The sequence below is a fragment of the Bradyrhizobium arachidis genome (genome assembly GCF_024758505.1).
GTDB lineage: Bacteria > Pseudomonadota > Alphaproteobacteria > Rhizobiales > Xanthobacteraceae > Bradyrhizobium > Bradyrhizobium manausense_C.
On record NZ_CP077970.1, the window covers coordinates 3,294,928 to 3,314,741 of the forward strand.

General features: G+C 64.7%; 15 protein-coding genes. 7 read left to right on the forward strand and 8 right to left on the reverse strand.

Annotation, left to right across the window (positions count from 1 at the left end):
* Positions 1-221: 221 nt before the first annotated feature.
* The 5 genes from KUF59_RS14820 (at position 222) to KUF59_RS14840 (ending at position 4,838) form a co-directional block, all read left to right on the forward strand.
* Positions 222-1,055 carry an NAD-dependent epimerase/dehydratase family protein gene (locus KUF59_RS14820; protein ID WP_212457688.1) on the forward strand — a complete coding sequence of 278 codons (834 nt, stop codon included), beginning with the start codon at positions 222-224 and terminating at the stop codon, positions 1,053-1,055.
* Positions 1,056-1,077: 22 nt separating this feature from the next.
* Positions 1,078-2,049 carry a TRAP transporter substrate-binding protein gene (locus KUF59_RS14825; protein WP_212457687.1) on the forward strand — a complete coding sequence of 324 codons (972 nt, stop codon included), beginning with the start codon at positions 1,078-1,080 and terminating at the stop codon, positions 2,047-2,049.
* A 62-nt stretch (positions 2,050-2,111) separates the two neighbouring features.
* The gene (locus KUF59_RS14830; RefSeq protein ID WP_212457686.1) at positions 2,112-2,669 is read left to right on the forward strand and encodes a TRAP transporter small permease; all 558 of its coding nucleotides are present in this window, start codon (positions 2,112-2,114) and stop codon (positions 2,667-2,669) included.
* Positions 2,660-3,952: a TRAP transporter large permease gene (locus KUF59_RS14835; RefSeq protein WP_212457685.1), complete on the forward strand. Its 1,293-nt coding sequence runs from the start codon at positions 2,660-2,662 to the stop codon at positions 3,950-3,952. Before KUF59_RS14830 ends, KUF59_RS14835 begins: the two co-directional genes overlap by 10 nt.
* Positions 3,953-4,031: 79 nt before the next feature.
* Positions 4,032-4,838, forward strand: coding sequence for an SDR family NAD(P)-dependent oxidoreductase (locus KUF59_RS14840; protein WP_212457684.1), 807 nt, complete (start codon positions 4,032-4,034; stop codon positions 4,836-4,838).
* A 15-nt stretch (positions 4,839-4,853) separates the two neighbouring features.
* On the opposite strand, the gene KUF59_RS14845 is transcribed toward KUF59_RS14840, so the two are convergent.
* The 4 genes from KUF59_RS14845 to KUF59_RS14860 are packed head-to-tail and all read right to left on the reverse strand — an operon-like array spanning position 4,854 to position 9,165.
* Positions 4,854-5,552 carry a molybdate ABC transporter substrate-binding protein gene (locus KUF59_RS14845; protein ID WP_212457683.1) on the reverse strand — a complete coding sequence of 233 codons (699 nt, stop codon included), beginning with the start codon at positions 5,550-5,552 and terminating at the stop codon, positions 4,854-4,856.
* Positions 5,549-7,681 carry a xanthine dehydrogenase family protein molybdopterin-binding subunit gene (locus KUF59_RS14850; RefSeq protein ID WP_258769589.1) on the reverse strand — a complete coding sequence of 711 codons (2,133 nt, stop codon included), beginning with the start codon at positions 7,679-7,681 and terminating at the stop codon, positions 5,549-5,551. Before KUF59_RS14850 ends, KUF59_RS14845 begins: the two co-directional genes overlap by 4 nt.
* Complete coding sequence (locus tag KUF59_RS14855; RefSeq protein WP_258769590.1) at positions 7,678-8,148, reverse strand: (2Fe-2S)-binding protein; 471 nt, start codon at positions 8,146-8,148, stop codon at positions 7,678-7,680. Before KUF59_RS14855 ends, KUF59_RS14850 begins: the two co-directional genes overlap by 4 nt.
* 15 nt (positions 8,149-8,163) lie before the next feature.
* Positions 8,164-9,165, reverse strand: coding sequence for a Bug family tripartite tricarboxylate transporter substrate binding protein (locus KUF59_RS14860; RefSeq protein WP_212457680.1), 1,002 nt, complete (start codon positions 9,163-9,165; stop codon positions 8,164-8,166).
* Between the two features lie 224 nt (positions 9,166-9,389).
* Between KUF59_RS14860 and KUF59_RS14865 the strand changes: the two genes are divergently transcribed.
* Positions 9,390-11,480, forward strand: coding sequence for a molybdopterin-dependent oxidoreductase (locus KUF59_RS14865; protein ID WP_212457679.1), 2,091 nt, complete (start codon positions 9,390-9,392; stop codon positions 11,478-11,480).
* On the opposite strand, the gene KUF59_RS14870 is transcribed toward KUF59_RS14865, so the two are convergent.
* Positions 11,477-12,886 (reverse strand): caspase family protein, encoded by a 1,410-nt coding sequence (locus KUF59_RS14870; RefSeq protein WP_212457678.1) that lies wholly within the window; start codon positions 12,884-12,886, stop codon positions 11,477-11,479. The two genes, KUF59_RS14865 and KUF59_RS14870, sit on opposite strands and share 4 nt — an antisense overlap.
* A 165-nt stretch (positions 12,887-13,051) precedes the next feature.
* On the opposite strand from KUF59_RS14870, the gene KUF59_RS14875 reads away from it, so the two are divergent.
* Positions 13,052-13,834, forward strand: a complete 783-nt coding sequence (locus KUF59_RS14875; RefSeq protein ID WP_212457677.1) for an enoyl-CoA hydratase/isomerase family protein — start codon at positions 13,052-13,054, stop codon at positions 13,832-13,834.
* Between the two features lie 12 nt (positions 13,835-13,846).
* Here KUF59_RS14875 and KUF59_RS14880 read toward each other — a convergent pair whose 3' ends face one another.
* From KUF59_RS14880 to KUF59_RS14890, 3 genes are all read right to left on the reverse strand, one after another.
* The gene (locus KUF59_RS14880; protein ID WP_258769591.1) at positions 13,847-16,126 is read right to left on the reverse strand and encodes a glycosyltransferase family 77 protein; all 2,280 of its coding nucleotides are present in this window, start codon (positions 16,124-16,126) and stop codon (positions 13,847-13,849) included.
* A 158-nt stretch (positions 16,127-16,284) separates the two neighbouring features.
* Positions 16,285-16,713, reverse strand: a complete 429-nt coding sequence (locus tag KUF59_RS14885) for a GlcG/HbpS family heme-binding protein (RefSeq protein ID WP_212457675.1) — start codon at positions 16,711-16,713, stop codon at positions 16,285-16,287.
* A complete protein-coding gene (locus KUF59_RS14890; protein WP_258769592.1) occupies positions 16,706-19,741 on the reverse strand; it encodes an FAD-binding and (Fe-S)-binding domain-containing protein in 3,036 nt (1,011 codons plus the stop codon). The genes KUF59_RS14885 and KUF59_RS14890 overlap by 8 nt, the downstream gene beginning before the upstream one ends.
* Positions 19,742-19,814 lie beyond the last annotated feature (73 nt).

Consider the following 19,814-nt stretch of genomic DNA (forward strand, 5'->3'; position numbering starts at 1 on the left):
CAGTGATCCATCGATGCAACTCCTGCATTGATCGATGCCGGATTTGGCTTGGACAGGGAATGCCGCCCGTCCTAGGGACGATATTGGCGACATCGCGCTGATGCAGCGCGTTCGCACGGGGATGTGTGACGGGCTAGTCCGAACCTCCAAGCCGCAACCAATAGCGGTCGAGCACAAAAAACGAGAGGAACAACCATGGATACGAAGAGGGCGAGGGCGCGATGAAGGTCGCACTGTCCGGGGCAAGCGGAAACATTGGCAGCCTGCTGCGCCGTGAGTTGCCGAGGTGCGGCATCGAGCTGCGCTCTGCCGGCTGGAAGCCTTCGATTGCACCGCAGCACGAGAGCGAGGACGTCATGAACGGCGACCTCCGCGATGCTGCCTTCGTCGATCGCTTCCTCGAGGGCGTGGACGTCCTGATCCACCTTGCCGGAACGAGCATCGAGCGGCCCCTGCCGGAAATCATCGAGAACAACCTGATCGGCCTGCACCAAGTTTACGAAGGGGCGCGCCGCAAGAACGTCAAGCGTATCGTCTTCGCCAGTTCGAACCACGCCTTCGGCATGCACCCGGTGAGCGCAAAGCTCTCCCCCGATGCGCCATTTCGCCCCGATGGTCTTTACGGCCTGTCGAAAATGTGGGGCGAGGGACTGGCACGAATGTACTGGGACAAGCACGGAATCGAGGGAATCTCGCTCCGGATCGGCAGTTGCGAGCCCCGCCCCTCAAACTTCAGGCACCTGAGCACCTGGCTCAGTCATCACGATATGGTTTCCCTCGCGCTGTCCTGCATCAGGGCGCCGGCGGTCGGCTATCTCGCTGTTTGGGGCGTGTCCAACAACACGCGCAGCTACCTGTCCCCGCTGAATTGCGCCGAGATCGGCTATTCCCCGCGCGACAACGCCGAGGACTTCGCGGCGGAGATCATGAACCAGCCGAATCCGCTGGATTCCATTGCACAATCCTACCAAGGTGGTGCGTTTGTGACGCTTGACTTCACACCTGAACAGGAGCGCCCTAAGGCGGCCCAGAGCTTCTGCGCGACGACGACATAATCAACTCAGGAGGAAAGACCAGATGAAGACACTAACCGGTATCATCGCAGCCGCGGCACTGGCGATTACAGCGCCCTTGGCGAGCGCACGCGATTTCCGCTCTGCCGATGTGCACCCCGCCGATTATCCGACGGTCGAGGCCGTCAAGTCGATGGGCAAGGAGCTCGCGGCGGCGAGCGGCGGCAAGCTCGGTGTGAAGGTGTTTCCCAATGGAGCCTTGGGCTCCGAGAAGGACACCATCGAGCAACTGAAGATCGGCGCGCTCGACATGATGCGGATCAACGCATCCCCGCTGAACAACTTCGTGCCGGAAACCATCACGTTGTGCCTGCCCTTCATCTTCCGGGACACGAAGCACATGCGTACGGTCCTCGACGGGCCGATCGGCGATGAGATCCTGGCCGCCATGGAGCCCGCCGGATTGATCGGCCTCGCCTATTACGACAGCGGCGCCCGGTCCATTTACACCGTCAAGGCACCGGTCAAGTCGCTCGCGGACCTCAAGGGCCTGAAGATCCGCGTCCAGCAGTCCGACCTGTGGGTCGGGATGATCCAGAGCCTCGGGGCCAACCCGACGCCGATGCCCTATGGCGAGGTCTATACCGCTCTCAAGACGGGTCTCGTGGACGCCGCCGAGAACAACTGGCCGTCCTACGAGTCGTCGCGCCATTTCGAGGCAGCCAAATTCTACAACATCACGGAGCACTCCCTGGCGCCCGAAGTTTTGGTGATGTCCAAGAAGGTCTGGGACACGCTGAGCAAGGAAGACCAGGCGGCGATCCGCAAGGCGGCGAAGGACTCGGTGCCCGTCATGCGCAAGCTCTGGGACGAGCGTGAGCAGGCCTCCCGCAAGACCGTCGAGGCGGCCGGCGTTCAGGTCATCACGATCGCCAACAAGGCGGAGTTCGTCGATGCGATGAAGCCGGTCTACGCGAAGTTTGCCGCTGACGAAAAGCTGCAGAGCCTCGTCAAGCGTATCCAGGACACGAAGTAAGATATGACGTCGGGTTCCGGTGTCGCCGATCGGCGACACCGGAATTTCGCAAGGAGACGTGGATGTCGGACAATCACTTGGGAAGCCACGGGCCGGAGGCGGGAGCGGCTGCGCCACAGCAGTCCACCGGGCTGCTGTCGCGGATCAATGCCCCCATTGCTCGCGCGGGCATGTACCTGTCCGTGAGCGGCCTGCTCGTCATCGTCATCGTGGTGTTCTACCAGGTGTTCGGACGTTACGTGCTCAATTCCAGCCCGACCTGGACGGAGAACCTTGCACTGGTTCTCATCCTGTATGTCACGCTGATCGGTGCCGCCGTCGGCGTGCGCGATGCCGGACACATCGGAATGGATAGTTTGCTGGTGATGCTTCCGGATCGCACGCGAGAGGCAATCGAGCTCGTGATCCACGTCCTGGTGGCCGTGTTCGGCATTGCGATGGCCTATAATGGCTGGATCCTCGGGGCGTCGGTCGGAACCGTGAAGATCCCCAATCTCGGCTTGCCTGAGGTCGTCCGCTACGTCCCGCTGATCGCCTCGGGCGTCCTGATCGTCTCCTTTTCAATCGAGCACATCATTGCTCTTTTGCGCGGCGAAGAGGTTGTTCCGTCATGGAATTGATCATTCTCGGCGCCACCTTCTTCGGCTTCCTCATCCTCGGCGTACCCGTCGCCTTCGCGATCGGCCTCTCGGCGATCTGTACGATTCTCTACGAGGGCCTGCCCGTTGCCGTCATCTTCCAGCAGATGATGTCGGGCATGAACATCTTCTCGTTTCTTGCCATCCCGTTCTTCGTCTTCAGCGGTGAGCTGATGCTGCATGGCGGCGTCGCCGACAAGATCGTGCAGCTTGCCAAGAACCTCGTCGGACACATCCGCGGCGGGCTCGGCATGGCGAACGTGGTCGCCTGCACGCTGTTCGGCGGCGTATCCGGTTCGCCCGTAGCCGACGTGTCGGCGATGGGCGCGGTGATGATCCCGATGATGAAGAAAGAGGGTTTCGACACCGACTACGCCGTCAACGTCACCACCCATGCCTCGCTGGTTGGAGCGCTGATGCCGACCAGTCACAACATGATCATCTATGCCCTGGCCGCCGGCGGTAAGGTGTCGATCGGCGCGCTGATCGCGGCCGGCCTCCTGCCGTCGCTCGTGCTGATGACGTGCATGCTGGTCGCCGCCTACGCGGTCGCGGTGAAGCGAGGCTATCCGGCAGGTAAATTCCCCGGCTGGGCCGAGGTTCTTCGCTCGTTCGCGGCCGCCCTGCCGGGCCTTCTGATCGTCGGCATCATCCTGGCGGGCATCTTGTCCGGCGTCTTCACGGCAACCGAATCCGCAGCAGTCGCGGTTACTTACACGATCGTGCTGACCTTCTTCATCTACCGCACCATGACCTGGAAGAACTTCCTGAAGGCCGCGGCCAAGGCGGTGAAGACGACGGGCGTGGTGCTGCTGCTGATCGGCGTCTCCACCATGTTCCAGTATCTGATGGGACTCTACGAGGTGGCCGACCTCGCCGGTGCCATGATGAGCAAGGTGTCCCAGCAACCCTGGGTCATCTTCCTGCTCATCAACATTATCCTGTTCGTGCTCGGCACGTTCATGGACATGGCCGCGACCATCCTGATCTGCACCCCGATCTTCCTGCCGATCGCGATGAAGGCTGGCATGGATCCGGTGCAGTTCGGCATGCTGATGCTGATCAATTGCGCGCTGGGTCTGAACACCCCGCCGGTCGGGACGACCCAGTTCGTGGGCTGCGCCATCGGCGGCATCTCGGTGGGCGCGGTGATGCGCACCATCCTGCCGTTCTACGCTGCCCTGATCGCAGCGCTCATGTTCGTGACGTACGTGCCTGCCTTCTCGCTTTGGCTGCCGCGCCTGCTGATGGGGTACAAGGGATAGCTGCCGTGCATTTGCCGGCACTTGGCCCGCGAACAGGCCTTGCGATACTTTGCGTCACAGCAACAGGGAGAATCTGTCCGTGACCGACTATCGCAAGCTCTTCGATCTCACCGGCAAGACGGCCGTGGTGCTCGGCGCCGCATCGGGTATCGGCAAGTCATCGGCCGAGGCGCTGGCCGGGCTTGGCGCCCGCGTCGTCTGTGCCGATCGAGCGCTTGATTCAGCGGAAGCGACGGCGGCCGGCATTCGTGACAAGGGCGGCTGGGCCGAGGCGGCCGTTTGCGATGCAGCCAGTGCGGCCAGTGTCACGGCGCTCGCCAAGACCGTGATGGAAAAATTTCCGCGGCTCGACATCGCCGTAACGACGCCCGGGCTCAACATCCGCAAGACCATCCTCGATTACACCGAGGAGGATCTTGACCGTGTCGTTACGCTCAATGTCAAAGGCACCGTATGGTTCTTCCAGGCCTTTGGTCGGATCATGGTCGAGCAGAAGGGCGGTAGCATCATCGCCTGCTCCTCGGTGCGCGCGGTGACGATCGAGCCCGGTCTCGCCGTCTACGGATCGACGAAGGCGGCGATCGGCTTGCTGGTGAAGGGGTTTGCCTCAGAGGTCGGCCGCGCCGGCGTTCGCGTCAATGCGATCGCGCCGAGTATCGCCGAGACCGCGCTGACCGGCCCGTTCAAGCAGCGCCCCGACATCTACAATCTCTATGCCGGGCACACCGTCTTCAACCGCTGGAGCAGCGCCGACGAAGTCGCGACCGCGGTCGCCTATCTCGCCTCCGACGCGGCGAGCTATGTCAGCGGCAGCACGCTGTTCGTCGACGGCGGCTGGACGGCCGTGGACGGGCCGCCAACCGGGCTGACGCAGTTGAACAAGTAGGGCGAGCCCGTTCGTCTAGCCGGCAAAGCCCGCGCGCAGGCGCAGCTCCCTCTGATCTGCGCCAACGAGCAGATCGATCAAGGTGCTCGCCTGTGCAGGGTTCACCGCACGCGTCGTCACGCCGGCCGTGTACATCGTCTTGAGGTCGTATCCCGGCGGCAGCGCGCCGGATAGCGCAAGGCCTGGTGTCGCGATGATCTCGGTGGCCTGCGTGCAGCCGATCGGCCGCTTTGCATTCGACGTCGAAAGCTCCCGCATCGCGGTCGCGCCGTTCGGAAAGACCTTCAGGCGCGGTGCGACCTCATAGGCGATGCCGAGCTGGTCCAGCACTTTTGCCACGTGCATGCCCGCGGTCGAGGCCTTGGTATCCGGGACGTAGATCGCATCGGCGTCGCGGAGCACGTCGCGCAGATCCGCCTCCGTCCTGGCAGCGACCTTGGCATCGCTTGCGCGAACCGCGAGCGCGGTCTCGACCACGCCGATATCGGCGATCGAGGAGGACGCAACGAGCTTTTCATCGGCGAGGCGCGTCACGAGTGCGCGCGTCAGGATGATGAGATCGGCCGCGGCGCCATTCCGCAGCTTGTCCGCCATGATCCCGACGGCCCCGAATTCGCCGTCGATCTCGAAGCCGGTCTGCGCCTTGAATGCCGCAGCGAGCCCGCGCACGAGACCTTGCGCCGCGCCGCCGCTCAAAATGTTCACTGCCGTCACGGGGTAAGCTCCATTGCTGCAATCAGCCTGTCGCGGGTGATCGGCAGGTCGCGGACGCGCACGCCGAGGCCATCGAACACGGCGTTGGCGATCGCCGCGGTCACCGGACCATGTGCGGCTTCGCCGGCACCGACCGGCTCGATCTCCGGCCGCTGGATGATCTCGACGTCGACCATGGGCACCTCGCTGAAGGTCAGAATCGGATAGTCCGTCCACGACGTCGACATGATGCGCGTGCGGTCGAAGCGGACGCGCTCCTTCAGCACCCAGCTCGTCGCCTGGATCGCGCCGCCCTCGATCTGGTTGATCACGCCGTCCGGATTGATGGCCTCGCCGACATCGACTGCGAGGATCAGGCGTCGCACGCGGATGTCGTCGGTGCCCTCGATCTCGGCAATGGCGGCACAATAGGCCCCCGTGTTCTTGTAGCGCGCAAAGCCGACGCCATAGCCGACGCCGTTTCGCTTCTCCGGCTTCCACTTCGCGCGTGCGGCGACGGTGCGGACGACGTCCTTGGCACGCTCGTCCCGCAGATGCCGCAGGCGAAACTGGACGGGGTCTTCACCGCGTAGCGCGGCGATCTCGTCGAGCAGGGATTCTATCGCAAATATGTTGCCTTGGCCGCCGAGCGTTCGCAGCGCCGAGGTGCGGACAGGCATGGTCAGGAGGCGGTGGCTCTCGATGGTCCAGGCCGGGAAATCATAGAGTGGAACGGAGTTGCGGTCGCCGCCGCCGCCATTTGCCGCAGGCGGGTTGGACGAGATCATGCGGGGATAGGGGGTTGCAATCTCGGTGGCCGCAAGCAGGGCAGGCTGCGCGGCGCGTCCGGGACGGGCGGCATGGCCGTTGCTCCAGATCGAATGCCGCCAGCCGACGATCTCGTTGTCGGCATCGAGATCGGCCTCGATCTCGATCGCCATCGCCGCGCCGAACGGGGCGTGCGACATCTCATCGTGCCGCGACCATTGTACCCGCACGGGCCGACCGTTCGCAGCCCTCGCGAGCAACGCGGCGTCGAGTGCGACGTCGTCGGCCGCGTTATGCCCGTAGCAGCCCGCGCCCTCCATGTGCTCGACGGTGATGCTTTCCGCCGGCAGCTTGAGCACGATCGCAAGGTCGGCACGGAGGAGATAGACGCCCTGGCTGTGCGTCCAGACGTGCAGGCGATCACCATCCCACCGCGCCATGGCGCAGGACGGCGCGATCGAAGCGTGCGCGATGTAGGGGCGGGTGTAATGCCGGCGGATGGTGCGGGCGATCTTGCCTGGCGTGGCCGATGTCCTGGTGTCGATGACGGTGCTTTCGACCGGCTGGCTCTTCAGAAAGGCGGCGAGGTCATCTTCATCTGGCAGCGGCGCGCCGTCGGACCATTTTGCGCCCTTCCGCAGGGCCTTCAACGCGACTTCGACACTGTCCTCGGTTTCACTGACGACGCCGGCAAAGCTACCGTCCCGCACGATGGCGACGAGACCCGGCACCGCATGCGCGGCCTCTTCATCGAGTGCAACGAGTTTTGCGCCTGAGATCTCCGGCCGCATCACGCGGCCATGCAGCATTCCGGCCAGCGGAGAATCGTGGATGAAGCGTGGACGTGCAAAAACCTTGTCGGGGATGTCGATGCGCTGGAGCGAATGACCGGCCGCGTTGCGCGCCGCAATTGGCTTGGCTGCCGCGTTTCCCGTCGCGTCGCGGTCGAGCGAGACGTCGCCAGCCAGCTCCCAATAGCTCGTCCTGACATTGCCGGGCCCGAGGATCATGCCGTCCTCGATCCCGAGCGCCGAGGCATCGACGCCGAGCCGTTCCGCCGCCGCAGCAACGAAGATCTGGCGAACTTCGGCACAGGCCTGACGCAAAGCTCGGCCGGATTGCTGGATCGAGAGACTGCCTGACGTGACGCCTTCGTTCGGGCTTGCTGCCGTCGAAGCCCGGATCATCTCGACACGGCCGATATCGACGTCGAGTTCGTCGGCGGCGATCTGTGCCAGCGCGGTGACGATGCCCTGGCCGATCTCGACCTTGCCGGGCGAGATCGCCACCCGGCCGTTGCTCGTAAGTTTCACCCAGGACGACAGCCTTGGATTTGCCGCGAGGCTGACGGGTAGCTTGGGGGTAGGGGACGGCGTGCTCATGGCGCTGCCATCTCCGACGCCGCGCGCAGCACCGCCCGCGCGATCCGGTTGTGCGATCCGCATCGGCAGAGGTTGCGATCGAGCGCCTGCCTGACCTCGGCTTCCGTCGGCGCCGGATTTCGTTTCAATAGTGCGGCTGCGCTGACCAGAATTCCCGAGATGCAGTAGCCGCACTGCATCGCTTGCTCGGCGATGAAGGCGCGCTGGAGTGGGTGCGGATGATCGGCGTCGCCGAGGCCTTCGACCGTCGTGACGTCCTTGTCCGCAACCGACCACAACGGCATGTCGCACGAGGCAGCCGGACGATCCCCGACCATGACATAGCAAGCGCCGCATTCGTTGGCGCCGCAGCCGAAATGCGCGCCGCGCAGGTCCAGCGGGCCGCGCAACGCGCTGAGCAGCGTTTGATCGGGATCGGCGTCGAGGACCGTCTCAACGCCATTGAGGCGAAATCGAATGCTCGGCATTGGCGCGCGGCGGCCTCAGGATTTTTCGAACTTCTTGACGACATCGGCCCATTTGACGATGTCGCCGCGCAGGAATTTATCGAACTCCTCCGGCGTCATCGCCATCGGCACCGCGCCTTGCTCGGTCCAGAGCTTGACGATGTCGGGGCGTTTCACCACGCCGTTCACGGCGGCGTTGAGCTTGTCGATGATCGGCTTGGGTGTGCCGGCCGGCGCCATCAGGCCGAGCCAGATAGTCGCCTCATAACCGGCGACGTCGGCTTCGTTCGCCGTCGGGACGCTCTGTAGCACGCTCGATCGCTGCTTGCCGGTTGTCGCGAGCGCGCGCACCTGGTTCTCGCCAATGTTTGGCGCCATCGCCGGCACCGCGTCGATCATCATCTGCACCTGCCCGCCGATGACGCCGCTCCGCGCCTCGCCGCTGTTGCGGTAGGGCACGTGGACGACATCGATCCCGGCCATGGCTTTGAACAGCTCGCCCGCCATGTGATAGGGCGTGCCCTGGCCCGAGGAGGCGTAGTTCAATTTGCCCGGCTGCGCTTTCGCCAGCGCGATGAACTCCTGCAAGGTCTTCGCCGGTACCGCCGGGTTCACCACGATCACGAGATCGGAATAGTTCACCGGCGCGATCGGCGCGAGGTCGCGCATTAGCTCGTATTTGCGCTGGTCCGGCTTCAGCAAGGACTCGTTCGCGGTTTGCGTATTGGACATCATCAGCAGCGTGTAGCCGTCGGCTGGCGCCTTGGCCGCCTCCACCGTGCCGATCACGCCGCCGGCGCCGGTGCGGTTCTCGATCACGAAGGGCTGCCCAAAGGTCTCCTGGAGGATGTTGCCGAGGAGGCGCGCGGCGACGTCGGCGGGGCCCCCCGGGCCGAAGGGCACGATGATTCGGACGGCGTGGTTCGGATAGTCCTGGGCGAGAGCGCGCTGCGGCGGCGCAAGGACCGTGAGCAGGCCCGCAGCCAAGGCCAGCACGAATTCTCGGCCTGTTCTTCGGCCTGCCTGTGGGCCCGCCATGACCGCCTCCCTGATGTCGTTCTTGTTGGCCGGCAATGTAGCGGCGCGGCGGGGCCGCTGTCGACGCCTCACAAAGTCGATTTGCGCGGGAATATCGGGCGGTTTTCGGTGTGGCCGTGCAGCATTCGACCGGAACTGCGCGTGCGCAGAACTGAGCAAATTGCATGGGCACTGGTGGATAAATGCGCTCGGTAGGCCGGTAATTTGGTGTTACCAAGCTGATCATGAACCAGCACGCCAAGATCGAGATCCGCCATTCCACCTGTCCGCACGATTGCCCGTCGGCCTGTGCCCTCGATGTCGAGGTGCTCGAGGGACGGAGCATCGGCAGGGTCCGCGGCTCCAAGCAGCAGACCTACACGGCCGGTGTGGTCTGCGCCAAGGTCGCCCGCTACGCCGAGCGCATCCATCACCCCGAGCGGCTGACGCATCCGATGCGCCGCACGGGACCGAAAGGCTCCGGTCAGTTCGCGCGGATCTCCTGGGACGAGGCGCTGGACGAGATCGGGCATCGTTTCAACGCCGCCGAGCGCGAGTTCGGCGCGGAGTCGGTCTGGCCCTATTACTACGCCGGCACGATGGGGCTCGTCATGCGCGACGGGCTCAACCGCCTGACGCATGTGAAAAAGTACTCGCGCTTTTATTCGACGATCTGCGCCAACGTCGCGCGCGTCGGCTTCGCCATCGGCACCGGCAAGATCGCGGGCGCGGACCCGCGCGAGATGGGCGTCTCCGACCTCATCGTGATATGGGGCACCAACCCCGTCAACACGCAGGTCAACGTGATGACGCACGCGTCCCGCGCGCGCAAGGAGCGCGGCGCCAGAATCGCGGCCGTCGACATCTACGACAACGACACCATGAAGCAGGCTGACATCAAGATCATCCTGCGTCCCGGCACCGACGGCGCCTTCGCCTGCGGCGTCATGCATGTCTTGTTTCGCGACGGCTATGCCGACCGCGCCTATATGGACAAGTACACGGATTGCCCGGCCGAGCTCGAGGCACATCTAAAGACGCGCACGCCGGAATGGGCGTCCTCGATCTGCGGCGTGCCCGTTGCCGAGATCGAGGCCTTTGCGAAGGCGGTCGGCGAAACGAAGCGCACCTTCTTCCGCTACGGCTACGGTTTCACCCGCACCCGGAACGGTGCGGCGCAGATGCATGCGGCGAACTGTATTCCTGCGGTCACCGGTGCCTGGCAGTACGAGGGCGGTGGCGCGTTCTTCAACAACTACGCGCTGTGGCACTTTGACGAATCCATCATCGAAGGCCATGACGCGATCGACCGCTCGACGCGTGCGCTCGACCAGTCCCAGATCGGCCGCATCCTGACCGGCGACGCCGAGGCCTTGCACGGCAAGGGACCGGTCAAGGCCATGTTGATCCAGAACACAAATCCGATGACGGTTGCGCCGGAGCAGGTGCTGGTGCGCCAGGGCTTTGCGCGCGAGGATCTGTTCGTCGCGGTGCACGAACAGTTCATGACCGAGACGGCGCAGATGGCCGACATCGTGCTGCCGGCGACCATGTTCATGGAGCACGACGACCTCTATTACGGCGGCGGCCATCAGCACATCTCGGTTGGCGCCAAGCTGATCGATCCGCCCGGCGAGTGCCGTTCGAACCACGAGGTGCTTCAGGCGCTCGCCAAACGCGTCGGTGCGAAGCATCGGGGATTTGAGATGTCGCCGCGCGAACTGATCGATGCGACGCTCAAGCTGAGCGGCCACGGCGATATCGCGGCACTCGAAGCCGATCTCTGGCGGGATCTGCAGCCGGACTTCCGCACCTCGCATTATCTCGACGGCTTTGCGCATGCCGACAAGAAATTCCATTTCAAGGCGGACTGGGCCAATCCGCCGTTCGGCTTGATGATGGGCGATTTCGACAAGATGCCGTCGCTGCCCGATCATTGGGCTGTCATCGAGCAGGCAGATCAGAACCATCCGTTCCGCCTGGCAACCAGCCCCTCGCGCGGATTCCTCAACACCACCTTCAACGAGACGCCAGGTTCTCAGGCGCGCGAGGGCAAACCGAGCGTGATGATCCATCCGCTGGATGCCTCCTCGCTCGACATTTCTGAGGGCGACGCGGTGACGTTGGGCAACACGCGCGGCGAAACCTCGCTGATCGCGACCCTGTTCGAGGGCGTGCGGCGCGGCGTGCTGATTGCGGAGTCCATCCATCCGAACAAGGACCATATCGGCGGGCGCGGCATCAACGTGCTGACCGGTGCCGATACCATCGCACCAATCGGTGGCGCGGCCTTCCATGACAACAAGGTCTGGATCAGGAAAGCTTCCGTAGACTAGGGCACGCACTCCGTGACGCCGTAGCCGGCAAATTCCTTGGCGATGTTGGGATCCATCGATTTGGCGAGCGCGATGTCCACCGAGCCGTCGCCGCCGCTCTTGCGCGCCGCGACGCCACGGCCGAACAGCGACGAAGACGATCGCGGGTTGCGCTGGATCGCGTCCGAATAATCCTTGATCGCTTCCGCCGTCCTGCCGAGTTTGAGGTTGACCAGCCCGCGGCTGTCGAGCGCGTCGGTCAGCCCGGGATTGAGCTGAAGCGCCTGGTTGCAGTCGGCGAGCGCGACCTGGAGATCGCCGGTCGCGGCCCGCGTCCAGCAGCGGTTGTTCAGCGCTTCCGCGTCCTTCGGATTGAGCCTGATCACGACATCGAAGTCGGCCATCGCCTGCGGATAAGCGTGCTTGATCGCGTAGACCTGGCCACGCTTGTAGCGGGCGTTGGCGTCATTGGCGTTCGCGGCGATCTTGCGGGTGAGGTCCGAGATCACTGGATCCCTAGCGAGGTCGTCCGCGCTCGGCGGGCTGTCAGGTTTTGGGGCCTCACAGACTTGTTTCTGTTGCTCCTGTTTCGGCTGCTTCTGCGGCTCCGGCTTTTGCTGGTCGGTTTTGGGTGGGATCTGGTCCGCGGGCTTGTTGTCCGGTGGCCGCGTGCTCAGCGCGGCGAAGGAAAATTCCGATGTCAGTGACGACGTCAGCCACGGCACCTGCTCCTGATTGGTCGCCCGCACCACGCCGTTCTTGGTGTTCGTCAACGCCTGTTCGGCGCTGACATTCGGCGTGCGGATCTCGCGTAGCAATTCGGTGACGAACAAGCCGCGGTCGTTCTTGCTGGTGCTGACGACGGAGCCGAGCGCGGTCGAGTAGATGACGATAGAATTATTGGGGGTGATGACCGGCGCGAGGCCGGCGGAATAGCGGCGAAAGCGCCGTTCGAACGGATTGCGCCGGGAGGCGTCGATGATTGCGATCTTGATGCCGGCGCCGCGGCTGTTCATCTCGCCCAAAATGGCCTCGAGGGCAAAACCGTCGCGCGACACGTCCGGCTCGGTCCAGACTTGCGCATCGACCGGCAGCAGATAGGTCTGCCGGTTCGACTGGATGCCAAAGCCGTCGAAGAAGATGAGCGCGATCGTGCCCGGCGCGATCCTGGCATAGAAGCGGTCGAGCGCCTGGCGCATGCCGTCGCCGGTGAGGTTGCTCTGCCGGTCGACCGCAAAACCGTCGCGCTTAAGCTCGTCGGCGACGTCCTGGGTGTCGTTGGCCGCATCCGTCAGGACGAACTCGTTGTCGGGATATTTTGCATTGCCGATCACGAGCGCTATCCGCGACGGATCGGCGGCCCGGCCTTCGGCACTGGCAAGGATGACAATCAAACCTGTCAGCAACAACGCGACGGCGGTTCGCATGAATTGCTCTTCGGTGATGAAATCTCGTCTCAAGATAGCGACCGCCCCCTATATTTCAATCGCGAAGCGAAGTTGTGCCAAGGCGCTAGGCCACCCGCGATATCGCAGTTTGCGCTTGCGCTGGCGGGTGGGGCTGCCGCAAATGGCGTCAAACGGGAGCAAACCATGATCGATACGACCAGCGTCATCACCGAAAAGCGCGGGCAGGCGCTTTGGATCACGATCAACCGGCCGGAGAAGCGCAATGCGCTCAATGGCGACGTGATCGCCGGCATCGCCCGGGGCTATCGCGATGCGCATGACGACAAGGACATCCGCATCATCGTGCTGACGGGGGCAGGCGACAAGGCGTTCTGCGCCGGCGCGGATCTGCAGAATTCCGGCGCGGCCTTCGCGATGGACTATGCGAAACCCAATGTCGACTATGCCGATCTGTTGCGGCTGTCGCAGAATGCGACCAAGCCGGCGATCGCCCGCGTCGGCGGCGTCTGCATGGCCGGCGGCATGGGGCTGTTGTGCATGACAGACATGGCGGTCGCGGCCGACCAGGTCATCTTCGGCCTGCCGGAGGTCAAGGTCGGCGTGTTTCCGATGCAGGTGCTGAGCCTGCTGCAGAACATCGCGCCGCCGCGCCTCGTCAACGAATGGGCGCTCACCGGCGAGCCGTTCGACGCCCGTGCAGCGCAAGCCGCGGGCCTGCTCAACTACGTCGTGCCGGCGGCCGAACTCGACGCAAAGGTCGACTGGCTGATCTCCCGCATTGTCGACAAATCCCCGACCGCGATCCGCCGCGGCAAATACGCGATGCGGGCGATCGCCTCGATGTCCTTTGACGAGAGCATTGCCTACACCGAGAGCCAGATCGCGCTCTTGGCGCTGACCGAGGACGCCAAGGAGGGGTTGCGGGCGTTCAGCGAGAAGCGCAAGCCGTCATGGCCGGGGCGGTGAGGAACAACGCTGCTAGCCGAATTCGACGCTGACGCCGAACAGCGGCAGGCCGAGGCGGCGGCCGGGTTCGCCCGCGACCGCCGGCTCGACCAGCTCGGGTGCGATCAGCACGAGGTCGGCGATGCCTGAGGCCGTCGACGGGGTTTCGACGCGCAGCCAGGCGCGGCCGTCCGCATCGACCTCGATCGTTGCCGGCTTGCCGCCGAGCGCAACGGCCTGGAGATGGTGCGCCGCAAGTCCCGGACGCAGGTTTCGCGTCTCGAGCTTCACCGTCACCTTGCGGCCGGCAGCGAGGCGCAGGAGGCAGGCAGGATGCGTCCAGCGCAGCGGGGTGCCGCCGACATACTCCAGCGCATGCAGGCTGGTGATCGCGTGCCGGGTCAGCGCAACCGCGCCGATGTCCTGGCTCTCCACGAGCGGAGGCAGAGCATTGCTCGCCATCCATTTCATCTGCTCGGCACGGACGATGTATCCATGCGAATCCCGGAACAACGTCCAGGTCAGCGCGCCCGACAACGGCAGGCGCATGAGCAGAAAAGCGTCGAGCCTGATCATCGCGGTCAACCAGGCCTGTCGCACACGCAGCGGGACGAGCGAGGGCAGGAGGCGAAGCGCCTGGCGCAGCAGGGAGGCTGCGGCGCCGGGTTGTCGCCACGCGGCGGCCAAGAGACCGCGCGCGAGACGCAAGGCCGCGCCGGCCGGTACGATCGGATTGGTGCCGTGGAACGGCGACGGTCCGAAATAGGTCTCGAAGAACTCGGCATCGCTCGCAGCAGTACGCGCAGCCAGCTCGCCCCGCACATAGTCGGCGGTATCGTCGATGTGGACGGTAATGTCGGGCGAGTCTTCGTGCAGCAAGCCCGAATTGGGTAGCGTCGCGATAGCGATATTGCGCTGGTGCAAGCGGGCCGAGAGCAGCGGGGGACCGAACTGCCCGAAACGATCGAGCGGTCCCACCCGGTCGAATACGTCGCGGCGCAGCGCATAGGCGGTGCGATGCAGCCGGCGCCATGTGGTCGGCTGCACCCAGCCCTGCTGGATCTGTGCGAACCACCGCTTCATCAGGCGGGCGACGCGGTAGTCGTCCGGATTCCTGATCTGGAAATTGCAGGCGCGCTTGTCCGGATTGGCGGCGATCCATGCAGTCAGTGCCGCCAGCGCGTCGCTTTCCGGTCGGCCATGCGCCTCGACGAACAGGAGCCACGGCGCGGTTGCAGCACTTGCAGCGGCGTTCCAGAGCTCGGTGTCCTGGCGGGCATTGGGGACTCTCACGAGCAGGTCCCAGGGACGAAGCACGCGTCGCAATGCGGCCTCATCGATTGCCGTTTCGGTGCTCGCGGCGACGATGATCTGAAAATGCTTTGGTGCAATCTGCACCTGACGATCGATCCAGGCGCGAACGTGATCGGCGACGTCGCCGCGCACGTCGAACACGGGATAGAGCACCGCAACGATGGGTGCGCCGGCCGCCGGCGCGGGCGTGGCCATGTCGGACGTCGCGCCGTCGTCAACGAACCAGCAATGCACTGCGGCGAGCAGCTTGCGTTTGCTCTCGAGGCCGACTGTCCAGTTGGCGTGGAACAGATACGGCTGGAGCTCATGCTCCATCGCGACCGGCGCGACCGCATGCTGCAAGAGGGGATAGCCGAGGCCGTTGACGAACAGCGCTTCCGGCAGGAAGTAGATGTCCTTCAGCCAAGTCGCGTCGCGGGCGATGAGCTGCTGACAGGCGGCCTGATCGTCGATCCGCTTGCCGTGATCGCTCTGACGGCTTTGCACGAGCAGCGTGTCGAGGAGCTCGATCGTTCGATCCGACCGGCGCAGTGAGATGAGCCCGCAGCAGATAGCGGGCGGAAATCGCGGCAGCCCTTCGGTCTGGAATGCGATCGGATATTGCCGCGCTACCTCTGCGAGATAGGGCAGCGGATTGCGCAGCCAGCCGATGTCGAGATCGGCGTAGACGATGTGCTCGTGCGCGTCGACCAGGCGCCGGATGAGCGCGATCTTGGCCCAGGAGATATCGCTGAACTCCGCCGAGCCGAACCCGGCATACTGGTCGTCGGCCGTAGCCGGCAGCGACGCATCCGGCAGCACGGCGATATCAAGGGAATGCTCGGACACCGCGCGCCGGACGCCGTCCTCGGCGTTCGGCGGGCAGGCGACCAGGACCTGACCGGGCGCAATGCCCGCCCGCAGCATGCCCGACAGCGCATTCGACAGGAACGCCTCCATGCCGCGCGTGCAGAGCATCGCGACAATGGGCGTCGTCATTGTGCCGGGGAGGCCATTCATCTGTCCAATCTCGTGTCCCGGACGCGAGTGCGGCGTGTAACGCCGCACCGCAGAGCCGGGACCCATCGTGCCACAGGCTGGGCCCCGGATCAGCAGCGCACCACGCCGCAAAGGGCGGCGTGATGCGCAGCATCCGGGGCGCGAGGACGTCGGCTATCTTAGCCCGCGTTCGCCTTCAGCCCCGCGGCCTCGATGCCGGCGATGGCGCAGGCCTCGTCATTGTCGGACGTGTCGCCGGAGATGCCGACGGCGCCGAGCAGCGTGGTGCCGTCCTGGATCAGGACGCCGCCGGGCACCGGGACGAGCGCGCCCTTCGCCAGCGTGTTCATGGCGTCGATGAAATAGGGCTGCTCCTGGGCACGCTGGAACAGCGCGCGCGAACCGAGGCCCATGGCGAGCGCGCCATAGGCCTTGCCGTGCGCGATCTCGGCGCGCATCAGGCTGGTGCCGTCCTGCGCTGCGGCGAGCTTGATGACGCCGCGGGCGTCCAGAATGGTGACGACGAGCGGTTTCAGCTTGAGCTGGCCCGCCTTGGCGAAGGCGGCGTCCAGGATCTTGCGGGCGATGTCGAGGGTGAGTTCAGCCATGGGTGGGGTCCTTTACAACAGAAGATATGGTGGAGTTCGGCTGCGCGCGTGCGATGCTCATCGCGATAACGCGCGCTACGTGAAGAGCTTCGCGCTGCGTACCGTCGTGAATCTGATGGCGGCAGGAGGTGCCGTCGGCGACGATCAGCGTATGTTTGTCCGCATTGCGAACGGCGGGGAGTAACGATAGCTCGGCCATTTCGATGGATGCGTCGTAGGTGTCCGCGCCATAACCGAAGGCGCCGGCCATGCCGCAACAGGACGATTCCACGGTTTCGACCTCTAGCTCGGGAATGAGTCTGAGCGCCTGCTGGACTGGCGTGAAGGCACCAAACGATTTCTGATGGCAGTGGCCATGCACGAGCGCCTTGTCCGCGAGGGGAGCAAGCCGCAATTGCAGGAGGCCGCCTTTCGCCTCGCGCACCAGAAACTCCTCGAAGGTGAAGGCTTGAGCGCTGACGGCCTTGGCGTCGTCGTCCGTGCGTAGTGACATCAACTCGTCGCGCAGCGTCAGCAGGCAGCTCGGCTCGAGACCGATGATCGGCACGCCGCGCGCGGCAAATGGCGCGAAGGCCGCAACCAGCCGATCGAGTTCGGCGCGAGCCTCATCGACGAGACCCGCGGAGAGGAAGGTGCGGCCGCAACAGAGCGGGCGGCTCCCGCTCACCGGTTTCGGCAAATGCACGCGGTAGCGGCCTGCCGACAGAACACGCAACGCGGCGTCGAGATTCTCGCGCTCATAGATTCGGTTGAAGGTGTCAGTGAACAGCACGACCTCGCGACCGTTCTCCGGGCCCACCACTACAGCCGGGGGCGTAAACACGTCACGGCGGAAGGCAGGCAGGGCGCGGCGGGCGCTGATGCCGGAAAAACGCTCGAACAACTTCCTGAGTAGGCGGCTGCGGTTGCGCAGGTTGACCGGTGGCGCAAAGCGCGCGGCGAGGCCGGCATAGCGCGGGAGATAGCCGACCAGCCGGTCGCGCAATGTCAGGCCGTTCGACGCGACGCGGGCGGCCAGCACCTCGATCTTCATCTTGGCCATGTCGACGCCGGTCGGGCATTCGTGGCGGCAGGCCTTGCAGGACACGCAAAGCTTCAGCGTCTCCATCATTTCGTCGGATGTCAGCGCGTCCGGTCCCAACTGGCCGGAAATCGCGAGCCGCAGCGTGTTGGCGCGGCCACGCGTGACGTCTTTCTCGTCGCGCGTCGCGCGATAGGACGGACACATCACGCCGCCCTCGAGCTTGCGGCAGGCGCCATTGTTGTTGCACATTTCGACCGCGCCCTGGAAACCGCCGCCGGCGCCGGGATAGGCGGACCAGTCGAGACGTGTCTTCAACTCGTCCACGCGATAGTCCGGGCTGTAACGAAACAGCGACCGGTCATCCATGTTAGGCGCGTCGACGATCTTGCCGGGGTTCAGAACGTTGCCGGGATCGAAGCGGTGCTTCACTTCCCTGAAGTCGGCAACGAGGCGGGGGCCGAACATGGTCTCGTGGAATTCCGAGCGCACCAGGCCGTCGCCATGTTCGCCGGAATGCGAGCCCTTGTATTCGCGCACCATTGCGAAGGCTTCCTCCGCAATGGCGCGCATCGCCTTCACGTCCTTCTCCAGCTTCAGGTTCAGTACGGGACGGACATGAAGGCAGCCCTCGGAGGCATGTGCATACATGGTGCCGCTGGTGCCGTGCCGGGCAAACACTTCGTTCAGCCGCGCGGTGTAGTCGGCAAGATGCGGCAGCGGCACCGCGCAGTCCTCGACGAAGGAAACCGGCTTGCCGGCTTCCTTCATCGACATCATGACGTTGAGGCCAGCGGCGCGGAAATCGGCGATGCCGCTCTGGAGCGCCGGTTCCGTGATCTCGACCACGCCGCCCCATTTGCGCTTGTCGTTGTCCCAGCCGAAGCCGAGGTCGCCCATCAGCTCGGTGAGCTGCTTCAGGCGCTGAAGATTGTCAGCCTGATCCTCTTCGGCAAACTCGACCACCAGCACGGCGTCCGGATCGCCCTTGATGGCGGCGCCGATGATGGGCCTGAACATCGCGATTTCGCGGCCGAGCGCAATCATGGTGCGATCGACGAGCTCGACCGCGATCGGCTTCAGCTTGACCAGATGCTGGGCCGCATCCATCGCCTCGTAAAAGCTGCCGAAGTGGCAGACGCCGAGCACCTTGTTGCGGATCACGGGCCACAGTTTCAGCTCGACCTTGGTGGTGAAGGCGAGCGTGCCTTCCGAGCCGACCAGGAGATGCGCCATGTTGTTCGGCGCGTTGCGCGGCACCAGCGCATCGAGATTGTAGCCGCCAACGCGACGCTGCACCTTTGGGAACCGTTCCGCGATCTCACCGGCCTCGCGCGCACCGAGATCGAGCATGTCGCGGAACAAGGCGCGCGCGGGATCGCTCGCGTTCACATCGGCGAGATCGCGCGGCACCTCGCTGAACCGCATAAGCGTGCCGTCGGCGAGCGCTGCCTCCATCGACAGCGTGTTGTCACGCATGGTGCCGTAGCGTAGCGAGCGCCCGCCGCAGGAATTGTTGCCGGCCATGCCGCCGATGGTGGCGCGTGAGGCCGTGGAGACGTCGACCGGGAACCAGAGGCCGTGCTTTTTGAGCTGGCGGTTGAGGTCGTCGAGCACGATGCCGGGCTCGACCACGCAGCTACGGCCTTCGACGTCGAGCGACAGGATGCGGTTCAGGTGTTTTGAGAAATCGACCACGAGGCCGTCATTGATGGTCTGGCCGCATTGCGAGGTGCCGCCACCCCTCGGGGTGACGATCCGCCCCTCATCCCGGCCGATCGCGAGGGCACGGAGCGCCTCGTCCATGCTGCGGGGCACCACGACCCCGAGTGGCATGATCTGGTAGAACGAGGCGTCGGTGGCATAGCGGCCGCGGCTGAATGCGTCGAACAGCACCTCACCCGTGATTTCACGGGCAAGACGCGTGGCAAGGGCGCTTGCTTGGGCGCCTGCTTGGGCGTCTCTTTGGGCCGATTTTCGTGATTTTTCGGCCGCCTCAGCCGCCATGGTCCGCTCTCACCTGTTGCCGGTGACGTCTTGCCTAGCGCCGACCCGATTGGCAAGGCGAGCCCTGCTTCTT

Excerpts from the sequence above, each read along its gene's own strand:
- KUF59_RS14820 (WP_212457688.1), top strand. The coding sequence starts at position 222 with ATGAAGGTCGCACTGTCCGGGGCAAGCGGAAACATTGGCAGCCTGCTG.
- KUF59_RS14825 (WP_212457687.1), top strand. The coding sequence starts at position 1,078 with ATGAAGACACTAACCGGTATCATCGCAGCCGCGGCACTGGCGATTACA.
- KUF59_RS14830 (WP_212457686.1), top strand. The coding sequence starts at position 2,112 with ATGTCGGACAATCACTTGGGAAGCCACGGGCCGGAGGCGGGAGCGGCT.
- KUF59_RS14835 (WP_212457685.1), top strand. The coding sequence starts at position 2,660 with ATGGAATTGATCATTCTCGGCGCCACCTTCTTCGGCTTCCTCATCCTC.
- KUF59_RS14850 (WP_258769589.1), bottom strand. The coding sequence starts at position 7,681 with ATGAGCACGCCGTCCCCTACCCCCAAGCTACCCGTCAGCCTCGCGGCA.
- KUF59_RS14855 (WP_258769590.1), bottom strand. The coding sequence starts at position 8,148 with ATGCCGAGCATTCGATTTCGCCTCAATGGCGTTGAGACGGTCCTCGAC.
- KUF59_RS14860 (WP_212457680.1), bottom strand. The coding sequence starts at position 9,165 with ATGGCGGGCCCACAGGCAGGCCGAAGAACAGGCCGAGAATTCGTGCTG.
- KUF59_RS14865 (WP_212457679.1), top strand. The coding sequence starts at position 9,390 with ATGAACCAGCACGCCAAGATCGAGATCCGCCATTCCACCTGTCCGCAC.
- KUF59_RS14870 (WP_212457678.1), bottom strand. The coding sequence starts at position 12,886 with ATGCGAACCGCCGTCGCGTTGTTGCTGACAGGTTTGATTGTCATCCTT.
- KUF59_RS14875 (WP_212457677.1), top strand. The coding sequence starts at position 13,052 with ATGATCGATACGACCAGCGTCATCACCGAAAAGCGCGGGCAGGCGCTT.
- KUF59_RS14880 (WP_258769591.1), bottom strand. The coding sequence starts at position 16,126 with ATGAATGGCCTCCCCGGCACAATGACGACGCCCATTGTCGCGATGCTC.
- KUF59_RS14885 (WP_212457675.1), bottom strand. The coding sequence starts at position 16,713 with ATGGCTGAACTCACCCTCGACATCGCCCGCAAGATCCTGGACGCCGCC.
- KUF59_RS14890 (WP_258769592.1), bottom strand. The coding sequence starts at position 19,741 with ATGGCGGCTGAGGCGGCCGAAAAATCACGAAAATCGGCCCAAAGAGAC.